At 51.6% G+C, this 17,199-nt stretch carries 19 protein-coding genes and 1 other annotated feature (1 of these 20 running past the window's edge); of the genes, 18 read left to right on the top strand and 1 reads right to left on the bottom strand.

Annotated features, from left to right (window positions below; all coding sequences use genetic code 11):
* Positions 1-137 (top strand) — a binding site (T-box leader); it begins 67 nt to the left of the window's first position.
* A gap of 41 nt (positions 138-178) precedes the next feature.
* The 18 genes from cysE to VXK30_RS15560 all read left to right on the top strand — a co-directional run bounded on the left by cysE (position 179) and on the right by VXK30_RS15560 (position 16,844).
* A complete protein-coding gene (gene cysE / locus VXK30_RS15645) occupies positions 179-841 on the top strand; it encodes a serine O-acetyltransferase (RefSeq protein ID WP_038325983.1) in 663 nt (220 codons plus the stop codon).
* The gene (gene cysS / locus VXK30_RS15640; RefSeq protein ID WP_275713302.1) at positions 828-2,234 is read left to right on the top strand and encodes a cysteine--tRNA ligase; all 1,407 of its coding nucleotides are present in this window, start codon (positions 828-830) and stop codon (positions 2,232-2,234) included. Before cysE ends, cysS begins: the two co-directional genes overlap by 14 nt.
* 31 nt (positions 2,235-2,265) lie before the next feature.
* Complete coding sequence (gene ybaK / locus VXK30_RS15635) at positions 2,266-2,748, top strand: Cys-tRNA(Pro) deacylase (RefSeq protein WP_275713303.1); 483 nt, start codon at positions 2,266-2,268, stop codon at positions 2,746-2,748.
* Between the two features lie 302 nt (positions 2,749-3,050).
* Positions 3,051-4,085 carry a hypothetical protein gene (locus VXK30_RS15630; RefSeq protein WP_275713304.1) on the top strand — a complete coding sequence of 345 codons (1,035 nt, stop codon included), beginning with the start codon at positions 3,051-3,053 and terminating at the stop codon, positions 4,083-4,085.
* Positions 4,086-4,193: 108 nt separating this feature from the next.
* Positions 4,194-4,619, top strand: a complete 426-nt coding sequence (locus VXK30_RS15625) for a hypothetical protein (RefSeq protein WP_275713306.1) — start codon at positions 4,194-4,196, stop codon at positions 4,617-4,619.
* 247 nt (positions 4,620-4,866) lie between these two features.
* Positions 4,867-5,499 carry a hypothetical protein gene (locus VXK30_RS15620; protein WP_275713307.1) on the top strand — a complete coding sequence of 211 codons (633 nt, stop codon included), beginning with the start codon at positions 4,867-4,869 and terminating at the stop codon, positions 5,497-5,499.
* 822 nt (positions 5,500-6,321) lie between these two features.
* Positions 6,322-7,035 (top strand): HD-GYP domain-containing protein, encoded by a 714-nt coding sequence (locus VXK30_RS15615; protein ID WP_275713309.1) that lies wholly within the window; start codon positions 6,322-6,324, stop codon positions 7,033-7,035.
* 15 nt (positions 7,036-7,050) lie between these two features.
* The gene (locus VXK30_RS15610) at positions 7,051-7,620 is read left to right on the top strand and encodes a DUF5317 domain-containing protein (RefSeq protein WP_275713311.1); all 570 of its coding nucleotides are present in this window, start codon (positions 7,051-7,053) and stop codon (positions 7,618-7,620) included.
* Between the two features lie 146 nt (positions 7,621-7,766).
* Positions 7,767-8,330 carry a TetR/AcrR family transcriptional regulator C-terminal domain-containing protein gene (locus VXK30_RS15605; RefSeq protein ID WP_275713313.1) on the top strand — a complete coding sequence of 188 codons (564 nt, stop codon included), beginning with the start codon at positions 7,767-7,769 and terminating at the stop codon, positions 8,328-8,330.
* 339 nt (positions 8,331-8,669) lie between these two features.
* On the top strand, positions 8,670-10,166 hold the full coding sequence (gene glpK / locus VXK30_RS15600; RefSeq protein WP_275713315.1) for a glycerol kinase GlpK: 1,497 nt from the start codon (positions 8,670-8,672) through the stop codon (positions 10,164-10,166).
* Positions 10,167-10,285: 119 nt separating this feature from the next.
* A complete protein-coding gene (locus VXK30_RS15595) occupies positions 10,286-11,002 on the top strand; it encodes an MIP/aquaporin family protein (protein WP_275713316.1) in 717 nt (238 codons plus the stop codon).
* 148 nt (positions 11,003-11,150) lie between these two features.
* Positions 11,151-12,602, top strand: a complete 1,452-nt coding sequence (locus VXK30_RS15590) for an NAD(P)/FAD-dependent oxidoreductase (RefSeq protein ID WP_275713318.1) — start codon at positions 11,151-11,153, stop codon at positions 12,600-12,602.
* The gene (locus VXK30_RS15585) at positions 12,595-13,863 is read left to right on the top strand and encodes an NAD(P)/FAD-dependent oxidoreductase (RefSeq protein ID WP_275713320.1); all 1,269 of its coding nucleotides are present in this window, start codon (positions 12,595-12,597) and stop codon (positions 13,861-13,863) included. Before VXK30_RS15590 ends, VXK30_RS15585 begins: the two co-directional genes overlap by 8 nt.
* The gene (locus VXK30_RS15580) at positions 13,860-14,213 is read left to right on the top strand and encodes a DUF1667 domain-containing protein (protein ID WP_275713322.1); all 354 of its coding nucleotides are present in this window, start codon (positions 13,860-13,862) and stop codon (positions 14,211-14,213) included. Before VXK30_RS15585 ends, VXK30_RS15580 begins: the two co-directional genes overlap by 4 nt.
* Before the next feature lie 54 nt (positions 14,214-14,267).
* Positions 14,268-15,257, top strand: a complete 990-nt coding sequence (gene dhaK / locus VXK30_RS15575; RefSeq protein WP_275713324.1) for a dihydroxyacetone kinase subunit DhaK — start codon at positions 14,268-14,270, stop codon at positions 15,255-15,257.
* Between the two features lie 115 nt (positions 15,258-15,372).
* Complete coding sequence (dhaL, locus tag VXK30_RS15570) at positions 15,373-15,996, top strand: dihydroxyacetone kinase subunit DhaL (RefSeq protein WP_275713326.1); 624 nt, start codon at positions 15,373-15,375, stop codon at positions 15,994-15,996.
* A gap of 21 nt (positions 15,997-16,017) precedes the next feature.
* Positions 16,018-16,398 carry a dihydroxyacetone kinase phosphoryl donor subunit DhaM gene (gene dhaM, locus VXK30_RS15565; protein WP_275713328.1) on the top strand — a complete coding sequence of 127 codons (381 nt, stop codon included), beginning with the start codon at positions 16,018-16,020 and terminating at the stop codon, positions 16,396-16,398.
* A gap of 215 nt (positions 16,399-16,613) precedes the next feature.
* Positions 16,614-16,844, top strand: a complete 231-nt coding sequence (locus VXK30_RS15560) for a hypothetical protein (RefSeq protein WP_275713329.1) — start codon at positions 16,614-16,616, stop codon at positions 16,842-16,844.
* Between the two features lie 39 nt (positions 16,845-16,883).
* Here the strand turns inward: VXK30_RS15560 and VXK30_RS15555 are convergent, their stop codons facing one another.
* A complete protein-coding gene (locus tag VXK30_RS15555) occupies positions 16,884-17,093 on the bottom strand; it encodes a DUF378 domain-containing protein (protein ID WP_038325962.1) in 210 nt (69 codons plus the stop codon).
* Positions 17,094-17,199: the final 106 nt, after the last annotated feature.

The raw sequence follows: 17,199 nt of genomic DNA, 5'->3' as shown, positions 1-17,199 counted from the left end.
CGCTTTTTGCAGGGCAGGCGGCGAAATGCATCCGTGAGCAGGCGGGGGGAAATCAGTATCTCCGCACGGCCGGCGCCGTTAACCGCTGATATAGTGATAAAACGGAGTGGAACCGCGGTACAATGACCGCCTCCGTCCCTTTTTGGGGACGTGGGCGGCTTTTTTATTGGAGGCAGGTATGTTTAACAATCTGAAAGAAGAACTTGATTCGGTGATGGACCGCGACCCGGCGGCAAGGTCGCGGCTGGAGGTGTATTTCCTTTATTCCGGCTTCAAGGCGGTCCGTGCCTATCGCAGGGCGCACTGGTTTTACCAGCGTAACATGAAATTCATCGCGCGGTATTTATCGCAGCGGGCGCGGCATAAAACCGGGATCGAGATCCACCCCGGCGCGCAGATCGGAAAAGGGCTGTTCATTGACCACGGCATGGGCGTGGTGATCGGCGAAACCACCGTCATCGGCGACAACTGCACACTGTACCAGGGCGTGACGCTCGGCGGCACCGGCAAGGACCATGGCAAGCGCCATCCCACCCTCGGCGACAATGTGATGGTCGGTTCGGGCGCGAAGGTGCTCGGCCCGTTCCGCGTAGGGAACAACGCCCGTGTGGCGGCGGGCGCGGTGGTGCTGGACGAGGTGCCGGACAACGCCACGGCGGTGGGTGTACCGGCGCGGATTGTCCGCCTGAACGGCGTCAGGCCGTGCAATCTGGACCAGATCCATGTTGCGGACCCGGTTGCGCAGGAGCTTTGCCAGATGGAAGTAAGATTGAAGAACATACAAAATCTGCTTGAAGAAGCGCTCGGAAAAAGAGAGGAAAAAGAAGATGAAAATTTATAACACGCTGACGCGACAGAAAGAAGAGTTCGTTCCGCTTACTGTGGGGGAAGTCAAAATTTACGCGTGCGGCCCTACGGTGTACAATTACATCCATATCGGCAACGCGCGGCCGATTTGTGTGTTTGACGTGCTGCGCCGTTATTTTGAGTACCGCGGCATGAAGGTGATTTTCGTCCAGAACTTTACCGACATCGACGACAAGATCATCAACAAGGCAAAGGATGAGGGCACGGACTACCTGACGGTTTCCGAACGGTATATCGAGGAGTATAAGACCGACGCGAAGGGGCTGAACGTCCGCCCCGCGACCATCCATCCACTCGCGACCCAGAATATCGACGAGATTATCAGCATTATTTCCGATCTGATCGAAAAGGGCTACGCTTATCCCGCTGAAAACGGCGACGTGTATTTCCGCACCAAAAAGGACGCGGGCTACGGCAAGCTTTCCCACCAGCCGCTGGAGGACCTGCAGGCCGGCGCGCGCATTGCCACCGGGGAAATCAAAGAGGATGCCATGGACTTTGCCCTCTGGAAGGGCTCCAAGCCGGGCGAACCCAGCTGGCTTTCTCCCTGGGGAGAGGGCAGGCCCGGCTGGCACATCGAGTGCTCCGCCATGGCGCGCCGCTATCTGGGCGAAACCATCGATATCCACTGCGGCGGTCAGGACCTGATCTTCCCTCACCACGAGAACGAGATTGCGCAGAGCGAATGTTGTAACAATGTGCCTTTCGCCAATTATTGGATGCACAACGGCTACATCAATGTGGACAACCGCAAGATGAGCAAGAGCCTCAACAATTTCTTTACGGTGCGCGACGTTGCCGAGCGGTACGGCTATGAGCCGATCCGCTACCTGATGGTCGCCTCGCATTACCGCACGCCCATCAACTACAGCACGGAGGTTATCGAACAGTGCCAGGCGGCGCTGGAAAGACTTTACAACTGCCGCGACAATCTGAAATTCCTGATGGAGCACGCGCCCTCCGGCGAAAAGCAGGGCGAGCACGACGTCCGCCGCAGGCTGAGCGAGTATGAGGACCACTTCATCGAAGCGATGGAGGACGACCTGAACACCGCCGACGCGCTTTCCGCTTTGTTCGATCTGGCGCGCGACATCAATTCCAGCCTGAACGTTTCCACCGCGCCGTCAAAGGAGCTGTGCCGTTTCGCGCTGAACCTGTTCCAGGAGCTTGCCGACGTGCTCGGCCTGCTCTATGTCAAAAAGGAATCCGCGCTCGATGAGGAAATTGAAAAGCTGATTGCGGAACGCACAGAGGCCCGAAAGAACAAGGACTGGGCGACCGCGGACAAAATCCGCGACGAGCTGAAGGCCCGCCATGTGGTTCTGGAGGATACTCCGCAGGGAATCAAATGGAAAATAGAGCAGTAATTCCGTTACGGCGGCGAAAGGCAGATTGAGAATGGCAAAGGACAACAATAAAACGAATGTCATGCGGATTCTGGACCAGGCGAAAATTTCGTACAACCACTATTTTTACGACCATGAGGACGGAAAGATCGACGGCGTTTCCGTGGCGCACAAGCTGGGGCAGGACGTGGAACGGGTCTTTAAAACGCTGGTGACCCGCGGGGCCAGCCGGGAATATTTCGTGTTTGTCATCCCCGTCGCGCAGGAGCTGAATCTGAAAGCGGCCGCCAAAAGCGTGGGCGAAAAATCGGTGGAAATGATCCATGTGGACGAAATCAACAAGGTGACCGGGTACATCCGCGGCGGCTGTTCGCCCGTCGGGATGAAAAAGCAGTTCCAAACGGTGATTGACAGCAGCTGCGAACAGCTGCCGGCTATCATCGTCAGCGCGGGAAAAATCGGCGCGCAGGTGGAAGTCGCGCCGCGGGAGCTGCTTCGGTTTATCGGCGGAAAGACGGCCGCGCTCACCTTGTAGGGATACCGCAGAAAAGGACATGCGCCTTTCGGGAAAAGCCGCGGATACCGCTTGTGTCCGCGGCTTTTTTGTATGAGAAATTCCCCCTGGCGTGGGTCCGGTGAAGCCTTACCGGAGCCCCTCCTTTCCTTAGACATATTCCCCTGTTTGTCGAAAAACAGGACAAAACCTGAAACTGTCTATTTTATTCCGCGGGGATCCATTCTATAGTGGTACTACCGGCACTTTCTTTCGGGAGCGAAACTTTTATCCGGAGCCGGCGGATGCCGTAAAAATATCGGTTTGCAAACGGAGCGTAAAAAATGGAATACAGACATAAGATGATGCGTACCGCCGTGGGCGCGGTCATAGAAAAAGCAATCCGGGATATCCGGTCCGACCCCCGGCGCAGTATCCGCAATCTGGCGGATATGGGCGACAATTTTTCAAAAACGGTGGCTCAAAAGCATTTTTTTGAAATTGCTCATGAGGTTTTAAAAAATCCCGATAATCCGTACTATGAGCTGATTTTGAATATGATCCGGAATGTTGACGCGGAGACGGTCAAAACCGTCAGCCTGAATTTCGGGTACAGCTGCCTGAATTACGGAGCGGAGATCCTTCGGACGAAGGAAGCCGCCGTAAAGCGAAAGCTCCCGTGGCTGCTGCGGTTTGAATGCGGTCCGGACCATGCGGATTCGCTGGGGCTGCGCCGGGTGGACGAAATCGTTTCAGACGCCGTTTCCCTCGGCATCTATACCTATGTTTTTCAGATTGGGGATTCCACTGAACGGCTGGGGCAGATTCTGGAGCTTTGCCAAAATCATGAAGAATGCTGCTTTTTTGCGGCGGTGACGCCCAACTTTATCTTTGACCGGAATAAGGAACAGCTGATGAAAACGCCGAACCTGATTCTGTCCGTCGATATGTCTGCGGGCTGTGGGGAGGATGAAGCAAACTGTGCGCTGCGGCAGCTGCACGCGGGAAAATGCTTCTACGGTTTCCACGTCGGATATACCGGCGAGAATGCGCAGCGGCTGACCTCCGAGGAATTCCGGCAGCGGATGATTGACTGCGGCTGTATTTTCGGCTGCTATGTCAGCGCCGGGCGCGGCGACGGGGAACTGGAGGACAGGATTTACAAATACGTCTGTTCCAAACGCGGGAAAAAGGGCGGGCCGCTGTTCGTTTTTGATCTGGACCGGGATGAACGGTATATCGGAAACACCATCCTGTGCGGAACAGATCTGTTTGTCGGCGCGGACGGAAGGGCCCGGCTGGCCGACGGACGCCTGGCTGACCTGCACAGCACGACGGTTTCTGAGCTGGCCGCCATGCCGGAGGTACGCTTTGCTTAAAAAGTTTACGGTTTATTTAGATATTTTTTATCCTCATGAGCTATAATCATAGTATTGAGGTACGCTGGGAATCCTGCCGGACGTACCATGAAGGAAGAGGATTGCCCGATGGATTGGTTCAGAAGAATGATGATGGGAAGGTACGGCACCGACCAGTTTTCCGTTGCGCTGGCGGTGTTCTATGTGCTGCTGTCCCTGATCGCGCAGCTTTTCAGGCTGCCGGTTTTGCTGCTGTTGGCCTATGTTCCCCTTGTGTTTTGCTTTTACAGAATGTTTTCAAAAAATATCAGCAGGCGGTATCAGGAAAACACCCGTTTTCTGAAATGGTGGGGCCCCGTTCAGGAACGCTTTCGCCGCACGTTTTACCGGCTGCGGAACCGGATGCATAACACCGCGTACAGGATGAGGGACAGAAAGACCCACCGGTACTATAAATGTCCCCATTGCTCCAATATCCTGCGCGTTCCGAAAGGGAAGGGAAAAATCAGCATCACCTGTCCCGTGTGCCGGACGGAATTTGTTAAAAAAACCTGATCGGTGGCGGCCTTTCCTGTTCCGAAAGAAACCGCAGCCATTGCCGTACATCCCGCGGGCTTTACCGCGGGATGTTTTTTTATAAATTTTAGTAAATCATTTTCAAAATATTTCCAAAAGGCATTGATAAACAGAATGCAATTTAATATAATTTGAATGAATATGTAGAAAACGCTTTCATTCAATCCCATGGCGCAGATGGTCAGATATTTCTGCACAGACAGTTTAAAAAACGGAGGGTTCTCAAATGGAGAACAGTCAAAGCACAGTCACAAAAGAATATTCCGATCTGATAGACAAGCTGCCGGGCGTAATCAAATCCAGTATTGTCCAGTCCGGTGACGCGATCACTGAAATTCATGTGCTTTCCGATATGAGCCGCTCGCCAAAACAGATCGCGCGTGACATACAGTCCGCCATCCTGGTACAGTTCAATACGACGATTGACCATAAGCTGATCAGTATCGCTCAGATTCCGTCGGAAAACAGCCAGAAAATAAAGGACAGGCTCGTCTTCGAAGAGATCAGCATTGCAAAGAGCAAGAACCGTTCTACGGCTGCCGTTTCCCTTTGCGACGGAGAGTCCACCTTCAGCGGGGAAGCCTCCGCCTTAAATGACAGTGTGGACGTCAATAAAATGATCTGCCAGGCGACTTTGAATGCGGTTACTAACTTTATAGAGCCGGATATGTCGCTTTCCCCTATAGATGTAAAGCTGTTTGACCTTACCGAAGGGAAAGCGGTTGCCGTTTGTATTGCGGTCAAATTCAGAAACAGCGTAGAGCGCTATCTGGGCAGCTCCTTTGTCGGCGACGATGCCGGTTATGCGGTCGTAAAAGCCACTCTTGACGCGCTGAACCGCAGAATTTCCAGCATTTAGCGCATTTCATTTGGAAAAAATCAGGTTTGCAGCCAGATCCATTAGCGTAGCGGATATAGCCTGTTTATTCAGCGGAGAACAGAGATTGTTTTACGGAGGGCTATATTCAATGAAAAAAGTTCTGTTTGCATTACTGTCTGTATTGTCTGTAATCGCAACTGCTGGTGCAAGCTTTTCTTGGCAATAACTGTTAATACATAGCTTTGCAGACCTGATTTTTTTATAAAGAAGGAGGTACATATGAGCCGCTCTTCAAAAATTTATGCTTACATAGTCTCAATAATTGGTCTCTCTCTTGGCTCATACTGTGTTTATTTATATTTCAGACAGATTCTGGCTCAATCCGATTCCAAACAGGCGTTGGCACAGTTTGGAGTTCTGACTTTTTTATATATTATCTGTCGTTGTCTCCCCATCTATATACGTGATGATTATTCCATCGATATGTCATTTGTCTGTAATCTGGCCTCGATTTTTTGTTATGGACCGATTTTTTCCGCTGCGATGGTTACAATCAGCACCCCTTTCATCGTCATACCCACAAATACGGGAGAAAGAACATTCACTCATATTTTTAATAGGGAGCCGATTAAAACGGCGTTCAATGCGGGGAATATCACAACTTCCGCTTTTATTGCCAGCTTGCTGTACCAAAAAGTTGGGGGTGTAGTCGGAGATTTCTCGCTGCCGCAAATTTTGCTGCCCTTGGTGGTAGCCTCTTTTTCTTTTATTCTGCTGAACTGCAGTATTCTGATGCTCCTTTTCACGTTGAATGGCCAGGGAGCATTTTTCCCAGCGCTTCTAAAAAATCTATGGGAATTTATGCCCAACATAGCGGCGTCCGCACCCATTGCATATTTTATTGCCAAAATTCTTGTAATGGAGAACGGAGTATATCTGGTTCTTTTTATTATGCTGCCTCTGCTTCTTGCACGCTACAGCTTTGTCCTTTATCTTGACGCGAAGGCGAACTATTACAATATGGTCAAAACCCTGACGGCCGCGCTGGAGGCAAAGGACAAGTATACCGAAGGCCACGCGCACCGCGTGGAGGAATATGCGGAAATGATCGCCCGGAAAATGCACTATCATCCGGGCGATATCGACGACATTAAGGTGGCTGCCCTTCTGCATGACGTGGGCAAAATCGGTATCGACGAAAAAATACTGAATAAGCCCGGCCCGCTTACGCCGGAGGAACGCGCCGTTATTATGACGCATCCGCAGATCAGCGCGTCCATTCTGAAAAATGTAAAGCTGAACGACGCGATCCGCGAAGCGATTCTCCACCATCACGAGCGGTATGACGGCGGCGGCTACCCGGACCATACAAAAGGCGGGGAGATTTCCACCGCGGTCTATATTATCGGCGTGGCGGACGCTTACGACGCCATGACCAGCGACCGCCCCTACTGCGCCAGCATGCCGGTGGAGCGGGTGGTGGAAATTCTAAAAGAGGAAAGCGGAAAACAGTTCCACCCGAAGGTGGTTTGCGCTTTTCTGGAGGTCCTCCGCGAGCAGGGCGTCATTTCATAGAACCGGAGATTAAGAATGGTATTATTTGTTTTTGTGCTGGCGGGTTTTCTGATTGCGACTGCCGTCAACCATATAAGGGGCGTAAAAAATCAATACGGCAATCTTTCCTTCGTCCGCGGCCTGTGGCTTCCTGTGGCCGGCCTGCTGGCGGAACTTCCGTTTTCCCGGTTCCCCGACTTTGCCGCGAAGGTTCCGTGGCTTTTTACGGGGATCAGCTATCTGTGTATTATTGTCTTTCTGATTCTGAATCGGCGCCGGCTGACCGCGGTGATCCTTGCCGGAGCCGGCACGCTCTGCAACCTGCTTGTCATTGTGTGCAACAATTTCCGCATGCCGGTATCTCCTTCGGCGCTTGCGATGTTCCCCGGTATGACCCCGGAAGCCGTCTACGCGAAAAAAGCCAACTATTTTGTCGCCACCGGCGGAGCGAGGCTCTATTTTCTGGGCGACGTGATCCCCGTGCCGGTCCCCTGTATCGGCAGCTTTATCAGCGCGGGGGATATTCTGCTGGGATTGGGGATCGCCTGCCTGATCGTTTCCGTCCTGACAGAAAGCACAAGCCCGCGCCGCCTTGTGCGGAAATAAGCCTGCGGGCAGCCGGGCCCGGTTTCCTCCATGGCAAAATTACTCTTGAATCATAATCGTGTTATATAGTATAATATACATTATGGATGAGTGTTTGTTTTATCTATTTTGCTAAAATGGCTGAATGTTAAAATGGAGGAAAAAACATGGAATATGCATCGCAAACCAAACAGCAGCTTGCAAATTCTTTGAAGGACCTGATGAGCCGGACCCCATTCAACAAAATCACCGTCCAGAATGTAACCAGTAATTGCGGATTGAACCGTCAGACGTTTTATTACCATTTCAAAGATATGTACGAGCTGTTGAGCTGGATTTACCGGAACGATATCTTCGGCCAGATGGGGGAAGAACAGGACGTGCAGTGGGAGGAGGCGGTCGTGCAGGCTATGAGATACTGCAAAGCCAACCGCGCGTTCTGCAGAAATACCATCCGCTCCATCAAAAAAGAATATATGGAAGGTTTTTTACAGCCCGTTGTGCACTCCTGGGTGGAAAAGCTGGGAATTGATCTTGAAAACTGCAAATACATAAGCAAGGAAGATGCGGATTTTCTGGTCGATTTTTTTACCACCGCGTTTGTAAATTACGGCATCCAGTGGGTCAGCCGGGGAATGCAGGAGGATGAGGATTTTGTCATCAAAAAAATCAAAGCTCTGCTCCGGATGATTTACCACGGCACGGAAAAACAAAAAAAAATTGCGATATGATTTTGATCCCCGTACATTCCGTACGGGGATTTTTTATTATACGGAAATATGATGTATCCATTTTTGCTAAATAGCATGAATCTATTATAGAAAAATTAAATAATTCAAGTAGCACCATATACAAGAATAACCAAAAAAAATAATTGAATCATATGATATTTATCAAATCTAAACAAAAAACGTGAATTGTCTAAATACAAAATTCCTTTTCAGTGCTATGATATGAACATAGATGGTAATACGGCGCAAGCCGGAAAACCAAAGTTATGGGAAGGTGCCTTAGGGCAAACAAAGATACAATTTATTGTATCGGAAAAACATTTTAGGGGAGGTTTTTTTATGGCCAAGTATGTCATGGCGCTGGATGCCGGCACAACGAGTTCCCGCTGTATTCTTTTCAATGAGAAGGGTGAAATGTGCAGCGTGGCACAGAAAGAGTTCACGCAGTATTTTCCGAAGCCGGGCTGGGTTGAGCATGATGCGATGGAAATTTGGTCCACCCAGATCGGTGTTGCTCAGGAAGCAATGCTGAAGATTGGCGCGGTTGCGGCGGATATAGCGGCAATCGGTATTACCAATCAGCGTGAAACAACCGTTGTGTGGGATAAAAAAACAGGCGAACCTGTTTACCACGCCATCGTTTGGCAGTGCAGACGTACATCGCAGTACTGCGACTCCTTAAAGGCGAAGGGCTTAACAGAAATCTACAGGAAAAAGACAGGTTTAATGATCGATGCTTACTTCTCGGGCACAAAAGTAAAATGGATCCTTGACAATGTTCCGGGCGTAAGGCAAAGAGCAGAAGCCGGCGATTTACTGTTCGGCACCATTGAAACATGGCTGATCTGGAACCTGACAAAGGGCAAGGTTCATGTCACCGATTATTCCAACGCTTCCAGAACAATGCTGTTCAACATTACGGAACTCAAATGGGACAAAGAGATTCTTGCAGAGCTCAATATCCCCGAGAGCATGCTCCCGACTGCGAAACCGTCCAGCTGTGTATACGGCGAATCCGATCCGTCCTTCTTCGGCGGGGCGATTCCGATTGCCGGCGCCGCGGGCGACCAGCAGGCAGCCTTGTTCGGCCAGACCTGCTACACTCCGGGCGAAGCGAAGAATACATACGGCACAGGCTGCTTCATGCTGATGAACACGGGCGAAAAACCGGTTTATTCAAAGAACGGCCTGGTCACCACCATTGCATGGGGCCTTGACGGAAAAGTCAATTATGCGCTCGAAGGTTCCATCTTCGTAGCCGGCGCCGCAATTCAGTGGCTGCGCGACGAGATGCGTCTGGTTGACACATCGCCCGATTCCGAGTATCTGGCGACAAAGGTCAGCGATACAAACGGCTGCTACGTCGTTCCCGCGTTTACGGGCCTTGGCGCTCCGCACTGGGATCAGTACGCGAGAGGCACCGTCGTCGGTATCACCAGAGGCGTCAATAAGTATCATTTTGTCAGAGCTACGCTCGAGTCCCTTGCCTATCAGACTTATGACGTGCTGAAAGCGATGCAGGAAGATTCCGGCATTACGCTGAACGCCCTGAAGGTAGACGGCGGCGCGTGCGCAAACAACTTCCTGATGCAGTTCCAGGCCGATGTGATCAACGCACCCGTACACAGACCGGTGTGCATTGAAACAACGGCAATGGGCGCCGCTTATCTGGCCGGCCTTGCGGTTGGCTACTGGGCAAGCAAGGAAGACGTTATTAAAAACTGGCAGATTTCCAAGATTTTTGAGCCTTCCATGGATGCCGCTCATCGTGCGGAGATCATCAAAGGCTGGAGCAAGGCTGTTAAGTGCTCCTTCGGCTGGGCCAAGGAAGACTGATTCTTCCGTTTTGCATTACGGTTAGAGAGTAAACGATTAAAATTCAGGCCGGCCCCTCGGCAGGGGAAACCTCCTATCGAAAGGGGCCGGTATTAAAAAAAGATTGAGGTGTATTGTTAATGTTACCATATCTTGCGGAATTTTTGGGAACAATGATGCTGATCATGCTGGGCGACGGCGTTGTCGCCAACGTTACACTGAATAAATCCGGGATGAAGGGTGCGGGCTCCATTCAGATCACTTTGGCCTGGGGCCTTGCGGTTCTGATTCCGGCGTGCATTTTCGGCGCGGCTTCCGGCGCAAGCTTCAACCCCGCTTTGACCATAGCGCTTGCCGCGATCGGCAAATTCAGCTGGGCCATGGTCCCCGGTTATATCATTGCTCAGGTAGCCGGCGGCTGTGTAGGCGGTATTATCGTTTATCTGATGTTTAAGGATCAGTTCGACGCGACGGAAGAGGCCGGACCGAAACTCGGCGTTTTCTCAACCGGTCCTGCTGTCCGCAATATTCCCCGCAATATTTTCTGCGAAGCCGTTGCAACCTTCGTACTCGTGTTTGCCATCCTTGGCATCGGCAATGTGACCGGCGCCGGCACGGTCGGCGTTTCCAACCTGTTTGTATTCGGAATCATCGTCTCCATCGGTATGTCCTTCGGCGGGCTGACCGGTTACGCGATTAACCCCGCCCGTGACCTCGGACCCCGTATCGCCCACGCCATCCTCCCCATTAAGGGCAAAGGCGATTCCAACTGGAGCTACGGCCTTGTCGTTCCGATTTTCGGGCCCATCATCGGCGGTTTGCTCGGCGCGTTCTTATATGCGTCGATCCCGTGGTAATTCATGGTTGTCTTAGGTTATATTAAAGAATTAATATGCCTTGTAAGTACATAGCGATGAATTGATAAAATATTTGCAGGGGCGAATAAAATTTGCCCCTGCATTATTTTAAAAAATTCCAAATAAATTAAAGAGTGGTGTTCACAAAATGGTAGATGTAATCATCATCGGCGGAGGTGTCGTGGGCTGCGCGGTGGCCAGAGAATTGTCAAGATACAGCCTGAACATTGCCTTGCTGGAAAAAACCGATGATATCAGCAACGGCCAAAGTAAGGCAAATACCGCGATTATTCACGGCGGCTATGATGCGCATCCCGGTACCCAAAAAGCGAAGTTCAACGTGCTCGGCAACAAAATGTACGACCAGATCTGCGAAGAGCTGGATGTTCCGCACAAATGGAATACCTCCCTGGTTGTTTCCTTCAGCCCGGAAGACCATGAAAGCCTGGAAGCTTTAAAAAGGCAGGGGATAGAAAACGGAGTCCCCGGACTCAGCATTATCGGACAAGATGAACTTAGAAAAAGAGAACCGAACATTGGCAGCACGGCGTACGAAGCGCTCCTGGTCACCAACGGCGGAATCGTCTGCCCCTATGAACTGACCGAAGCCTTTGCCGAAAACGCTGCGATGAACGGTGTTAATTTCTACCGTGAAGCAGAAGTTACTGCGATTGAAAAAGAAAAAGACGGATGGAAAGTTATAAGCAAGGCTGGTACCTTTACAGCAAAAGCGGTCGTGAACTGTGCCGGACTTTATTCCGACGTAATCAACAATATGGTTTCCGAGGATAAAATCACCATTGTTCCCCGCAGAGGCGAGTATTACATCGTCGATAAGAAATTCTGCGATGCCTTCCACGCGTCGATTTTCCAGCTGCCGACCAAAATGGGCAAGGGAATCCTGGTGACCCCCACCGTGGACGGGACCATCCTGATCGGGCCGACCGCAGAGGATATCGATGATAAGACGGACACCAGAACCACACCCGAAGGGCTTGCCAAGGTCCTGAAATTCGCCAGCCTTACCTGGGAGCATATTCCCGCCAGAAACTACATCACCACGTTCTCCGGACTGCGCGCGCACTGCGACAGAAATGAATTTGTCCTCGGCGAAGCGCCGGACGCGCCGATGTTCTTCAACGCGGCGGGCGTGGAATCCCCGGGACTGACCTCGTCCCCGGCGATTGCCGTGTATCTGGCGGACAGGATCACCGACAAGCTCGGAGCGAAGAAAAAGGATGATTTCAACCCGATCAGAAAAGGGATACCGAAGTTCAGGGAGATGACGGACGAAGAAAGGGCAATGGCAATTTCCATCAACCCGGATTACGCAAAGGTCGTCTGCAGATGTGAAACCGTGACGGAAGCCGAAATCAGGGAAGCAATCCGCAGGCCGGTCGGGGCGAGATCGGTCGACGGCATCAAGAGAAGGACAAGAGCCGGAATGGGACGGTGCCAGGCGGGCTTCTGTACCCCGAGAACCCTGGAAATATTGTGTGAAGAGCTTCATATATCCCCGCTGGAAGTGACAAAGTTCGGAGGAAACTCCAAATATCTGGACAGTTACCTTTTTGAGAAAGGGGATCATGAAGATGCGTAATGTAGACATTTTGATCATCGGCGGCGGACCTGCCGGCCTGGCGGCCGCGGTTTCCGCCTATGAAGCGGGTGCGAGGAACATTCTGATTCTCGAAAGAGAAGAAAACCTCGGCGGTATTCTGAAGCAGTGTATCCACAACGGCTTCGGGCTCCACACCTTTAAGGAAGAGCTCACCGGCCCCGAATACGCGCAGAGATATATCGACAAGGTGCTGGAGTACGGCATCCCCTCCCAGTGCGACACTATGGTCATCAACATCACCCCGGACAAGGTGGTGACCGCGGTCAGCAGGGGCGCGGGCCTGGAGCATTTCAAAGCGAAATCCATCATCCTTGCCATGGGCTGCCGCGAGCGCCCCAGAGGATCCCTCGCCACACCGGGCTGGAGATGCTCCGGCATCTACACGGCGGGCACCGCACAGAAATTTACGAATCTGAAGGGCCTGATGCCCGGCAGGCGCGTCCTCATTCTCGGTTCCGGAGATATCGGGCTGATTATGGCGCGCAGAATGACTTTCCTGGGCGCAAAGGTTCTGGCGTGCGTGGAGCTGATGCCTTTCTCCGCCGGATTGAAAAGAAATATCGTGCAGTGTCTTGACGATTACGGTATTCCGCTTCTGCTCAGCCATACGGTGGTCGATATTGCCGGAAGGGAACGCTTAGAAGGCGTAACGGTTGCAAAGGTCGATCCCAAAACGCTTAAGCCCATTCCCGGGACGGAAGAGTATTACGAGTGCGATACTCTGCTGCTCTCCGTCGGCCTGATTCCTGAAAACGAGCTGTCCACCATGGCCGGCGTAAAGATTTCCCCGGCGACAAACGGCGCGGAGGTAAACGAAAATCTCCAGACCTCCGTGGATGGGATTTTCTCCTGCGGAAACGTGCTGCATGTGCATGATCTGGTCGACTTCGTATCCGAGGAATCCGCCAAAGCCGGCGTCAATGCCTACAAATATGTACAGGGCCAGCTGGCGGAGGACGAAGAGACGCTGGAAGTGGTCAACGGCTTCGGCGTATCCGGCGCGGTTCCCCAGCATATCTCAAAAAAGCTGGATGAGCCGATCACCATTATGTTCCGTCCGAGGGGCGTTTACAAGGATGCAAAGGTTTGTATCGATGTCGGAGACGTTCAGGCAGCCGAGAAAAAGAGCCGGATCTTGACCCCCGGCGAAATGGTGACGCTGAAATTCACTCCGGAATATCTGCGGAAAAATGCCAATGCTGACAAAATCACTGTAAGAGTGGAGGCGCAGCAGTCATGATAAAAGAAATTACCTGCATCGGCTGCCCGATGGGCTGCCGGATTACCGCGGAGGTGGACGGCGATCGGATTTTATCCATCGAGGGCTATACCTGCAATATCGGTAAAAAATATGCACAGGAGGAGCTGACGCTTCCGACCAGAATGGTGACCGCCCTGATGAAGGTGTACGGAACCACTCAGCCGCTTTCCGTCAAAACCTCCCGGCCGATCGAAAAGAGTAAAATTTTTGATTGCCTGAAAGAGATTTCCCGCCACACGGTCATGCGTCCGATCCATATCGGGGAAGTCCTTATTAAAAATGTATGCGGTACGCCGGTCGATATTATAGCGACGAAAGAGCTGGAATAAGATCGGAGCGCTGCCGTAATGATCTATTAAAATAAATGACAGGAGGCGTTTTTTGTGAAGAAGTTAATTAACAGCGTGGACAATGTGGAACAGGAAATGATTGTCGGCATGGTAAAAGCGTATCCTAATCACGTCAGGAAACTGGACTGCGGCAACGTGGTCGTCAGGGCTCACAAAAAAGAAGGCAAGGTGGCGCTTATCAGCGGCGGCGGCAGCGGCCATGAGCCTGCGCACGGCGGTTATGTCGGCGAGGGAATGCTTGACTGCGCCGTAGCGGGGGCGGTGTTCACTTCTCCCACTCCTGATCAGATTTATGAGGGCATCAAAGCCATCGCTACGGATAAGGGCGTGCTGATGGTAGTGAAAAACTACACGGGCGACGTCATGAACTTCGAGATGGCGGCGGAAATGGCCGAAGCGGACGGAGTCAGCGTAAAATACGTGGTGACCAACGACGACGTGGCGGTCAAGGACAGCCTTTACACGACCGGGCGCCGCGGCGTTGCCGGAACCGTGTTTGTCCATAAGATTGCGGGCGCGAAGGCCGAAACCGGGGCGGACCTGGACGAGGTCCACCGCGTGGCTCAGAAGGTCGTGGACAATGTCAGGACAATGGGCATGGCCCTTACGCCCTGTACCGTTCCCGCGGCCGGCAAGCCCGGTTTCGAGCTCGGCGAGGACGAAATGGAAATCGGAATCGGCATCCACGGCGAGCCGGGTACCCACAGGGAGAAAATCAGGAGCGCGGATGAAATCGTCACCATGCTTCTGGATAAGATCGTAGCGGACATTGATTACAGCGGCAAAGAAGTTGCGGTCATGATCAACGGTTCCGGCGCGACGCCCCTGATGGAGCTCTTCATTGCCAACAATAAGGTCCATGATTACCTGACGGAAAAAGGAATCAAAATTTATAAGACGTTCGTCGGCAATTACATGACCTCCATTGAAATGGCGGGCTTCTCCATTTCCCTGCTCCGTCTTGACGAAGAGCTCAAGGAGCTTCTCGATGCAAAGGCCGATACCCCTGCGTTTAAACAATAAAGGTTTGCTGTGTGCGGCGGGGCGCACCGTTCCGCCGCATAATTTTCATCTGGTTGCATATCTATCATTTATTATTGAATGATATGGATATATCTTTTGAGAAAGGGAAATCATTATGACGGACAGCAGTAAAGTAATAGAAATACTGAAACAGATCGGCGAGCAAATTCAGATGGAAAAAGATTTTTTAACGGAACTGGACAATGTCATTGGTGACGGTGACCATGGAATCAATATGGCCAGAGGATTCAAAGAGGTAGAAAAGAAACTGGCCGATCTCTCCGGAAAGGATATCGGGTCTATTCTGAAAACGGTCGGCATGTCGCTGGTTTCCACTGTGGGGGGCGCTTCGGGCCCGCTTTACGGAACCGCGTTTATGAGGGCCGGCGTCGCGGTCGGCGCGAAAACCGAAATAGACGGCAGCGACTTTATTGCCGCGCTGGAAGCCGCCATCGGCGGAATCGAAATGAGGGGAAAGGCGCACGAAGGCGAAAAGACGATGCTGGACGCCCTGATTCCCGCGCTGAATGCCATTAAAAAAAGCTATGCGGAAAATAACGACTTTAAGGCTGCGCTCGCCCAGGGGGTGGAAGCCGCTGAAAAGGGCGTTGAATATACCAAAACCATTATTGCAACAAAGGGAAGGGCCAGCTACCTTGGGGAAAGAAGCCTTGGGCATCAGGACCCGGGAGCAACCTCCGCCTGCTTAATGCTGAAAGTAATCGACAGAATGTTATAAAGTTGTCAGGAAAGGTTCAATATGGTAGGAATTATTATTGTATCCCACAGTCAAAAGCTTGCCGAAGGCGTTGCCGAACTGGCAAAGATGATGGCGGCCGACGCGCCGGTTGTTCCGGCCGGGGGCCTTGACGACGGTACCTTTGGCACCAGCTTTGAAAAAATCAGTACAGCCATAGACTCCGTGTATACCGATGACGGCGTAGTGATCCTGATGGATATGGGCAGCGCGGTCATGACGGCGGAGATGGTGATTGAAAATATGCCCGAACGAAAAATACGGATGCTCGACTGCCCCCTGGTAGAGGGTGCGGTAGTAGCCGCGGTCGGCTCCAGCGCCAACCAGAGCCTGGAGGAGATCGCCGAGTCCGTACAGGATGCCGCTTCAGAGAAAAAGCTCTGAAATTAATTTTTGATTACTCCTTTACTTATTCCATGTTTCGACACACACCATAGCAGCAGGCACATCGTTTCGTATGACATGAAACGGTGTGCTTGTTGTTTTCCGGCACATTTTTTCGGCTCTGCGTGAACGGCTTTTCTGAAAGGGCGGTATAACGCCATCCGCTTTGGGAATAGTAAAAATGTCCCCAATGCTATGGAAAAGAGGAGAAACTCATGAGTAAGAAATACAGTATTACGAATATGAACGGCGATACCGAGAATGATGAGAAAAAATGTGGCCTCACCGATATGAACTGCCTCGGCCAGGATGTCAACAGCGCTTATCCCAAAAAGGACGATAAAACATCGTCTGACGAATGGAAAATCAGCGGATCATCGGCCGGAAAAGGAAAAGATTCTGTCGAAGCCACACCTGACGACATTATTCCGGACAACAACAGATAGCAAAAAATAAGCCCTCCCATTTTTTCGGGAGGGCCTCCATTATGTGGTTTCACGGACGGCCTCGTCGTCTCTGAACAGCAGTGAAATACACCAGATCGCGGCGATTGCAACCAGTACATAGATGATCCGGCTGAACATTCCGGACTGACCGCCGCCGATCCATGAAACAAAGTCGAACTGGAAAATACCGATGGACCCCCAGTTCAGACCGCCGATGATAACCAAGAGCAATGCGATTTTATCTAACATCTTTTTCACTCCTTTGCCTTATTATGCACCTTTCCCTTTTTATTTATTCATAAGAATTAAGATGGGAAAGCCGGGTCCCCGCTTCCTCTTGACTTTTTTTCAAAGT

The organism is Caproiciproducens sp. CPB-2 (assembly GCF_036287215.1).
In the GTDB taxonomy this organism is placed as follows: domain Bacteria; phylum Bacillota; class Clostridia; order Oscillospirales; family Acutalibacteraceae; genus Caproiciproducens.
The sequence above is the reverse complement of the archived record's forward strand: the minus strand, read 5'-3'. Positions and strand labels throughout refer to the sequence as shown.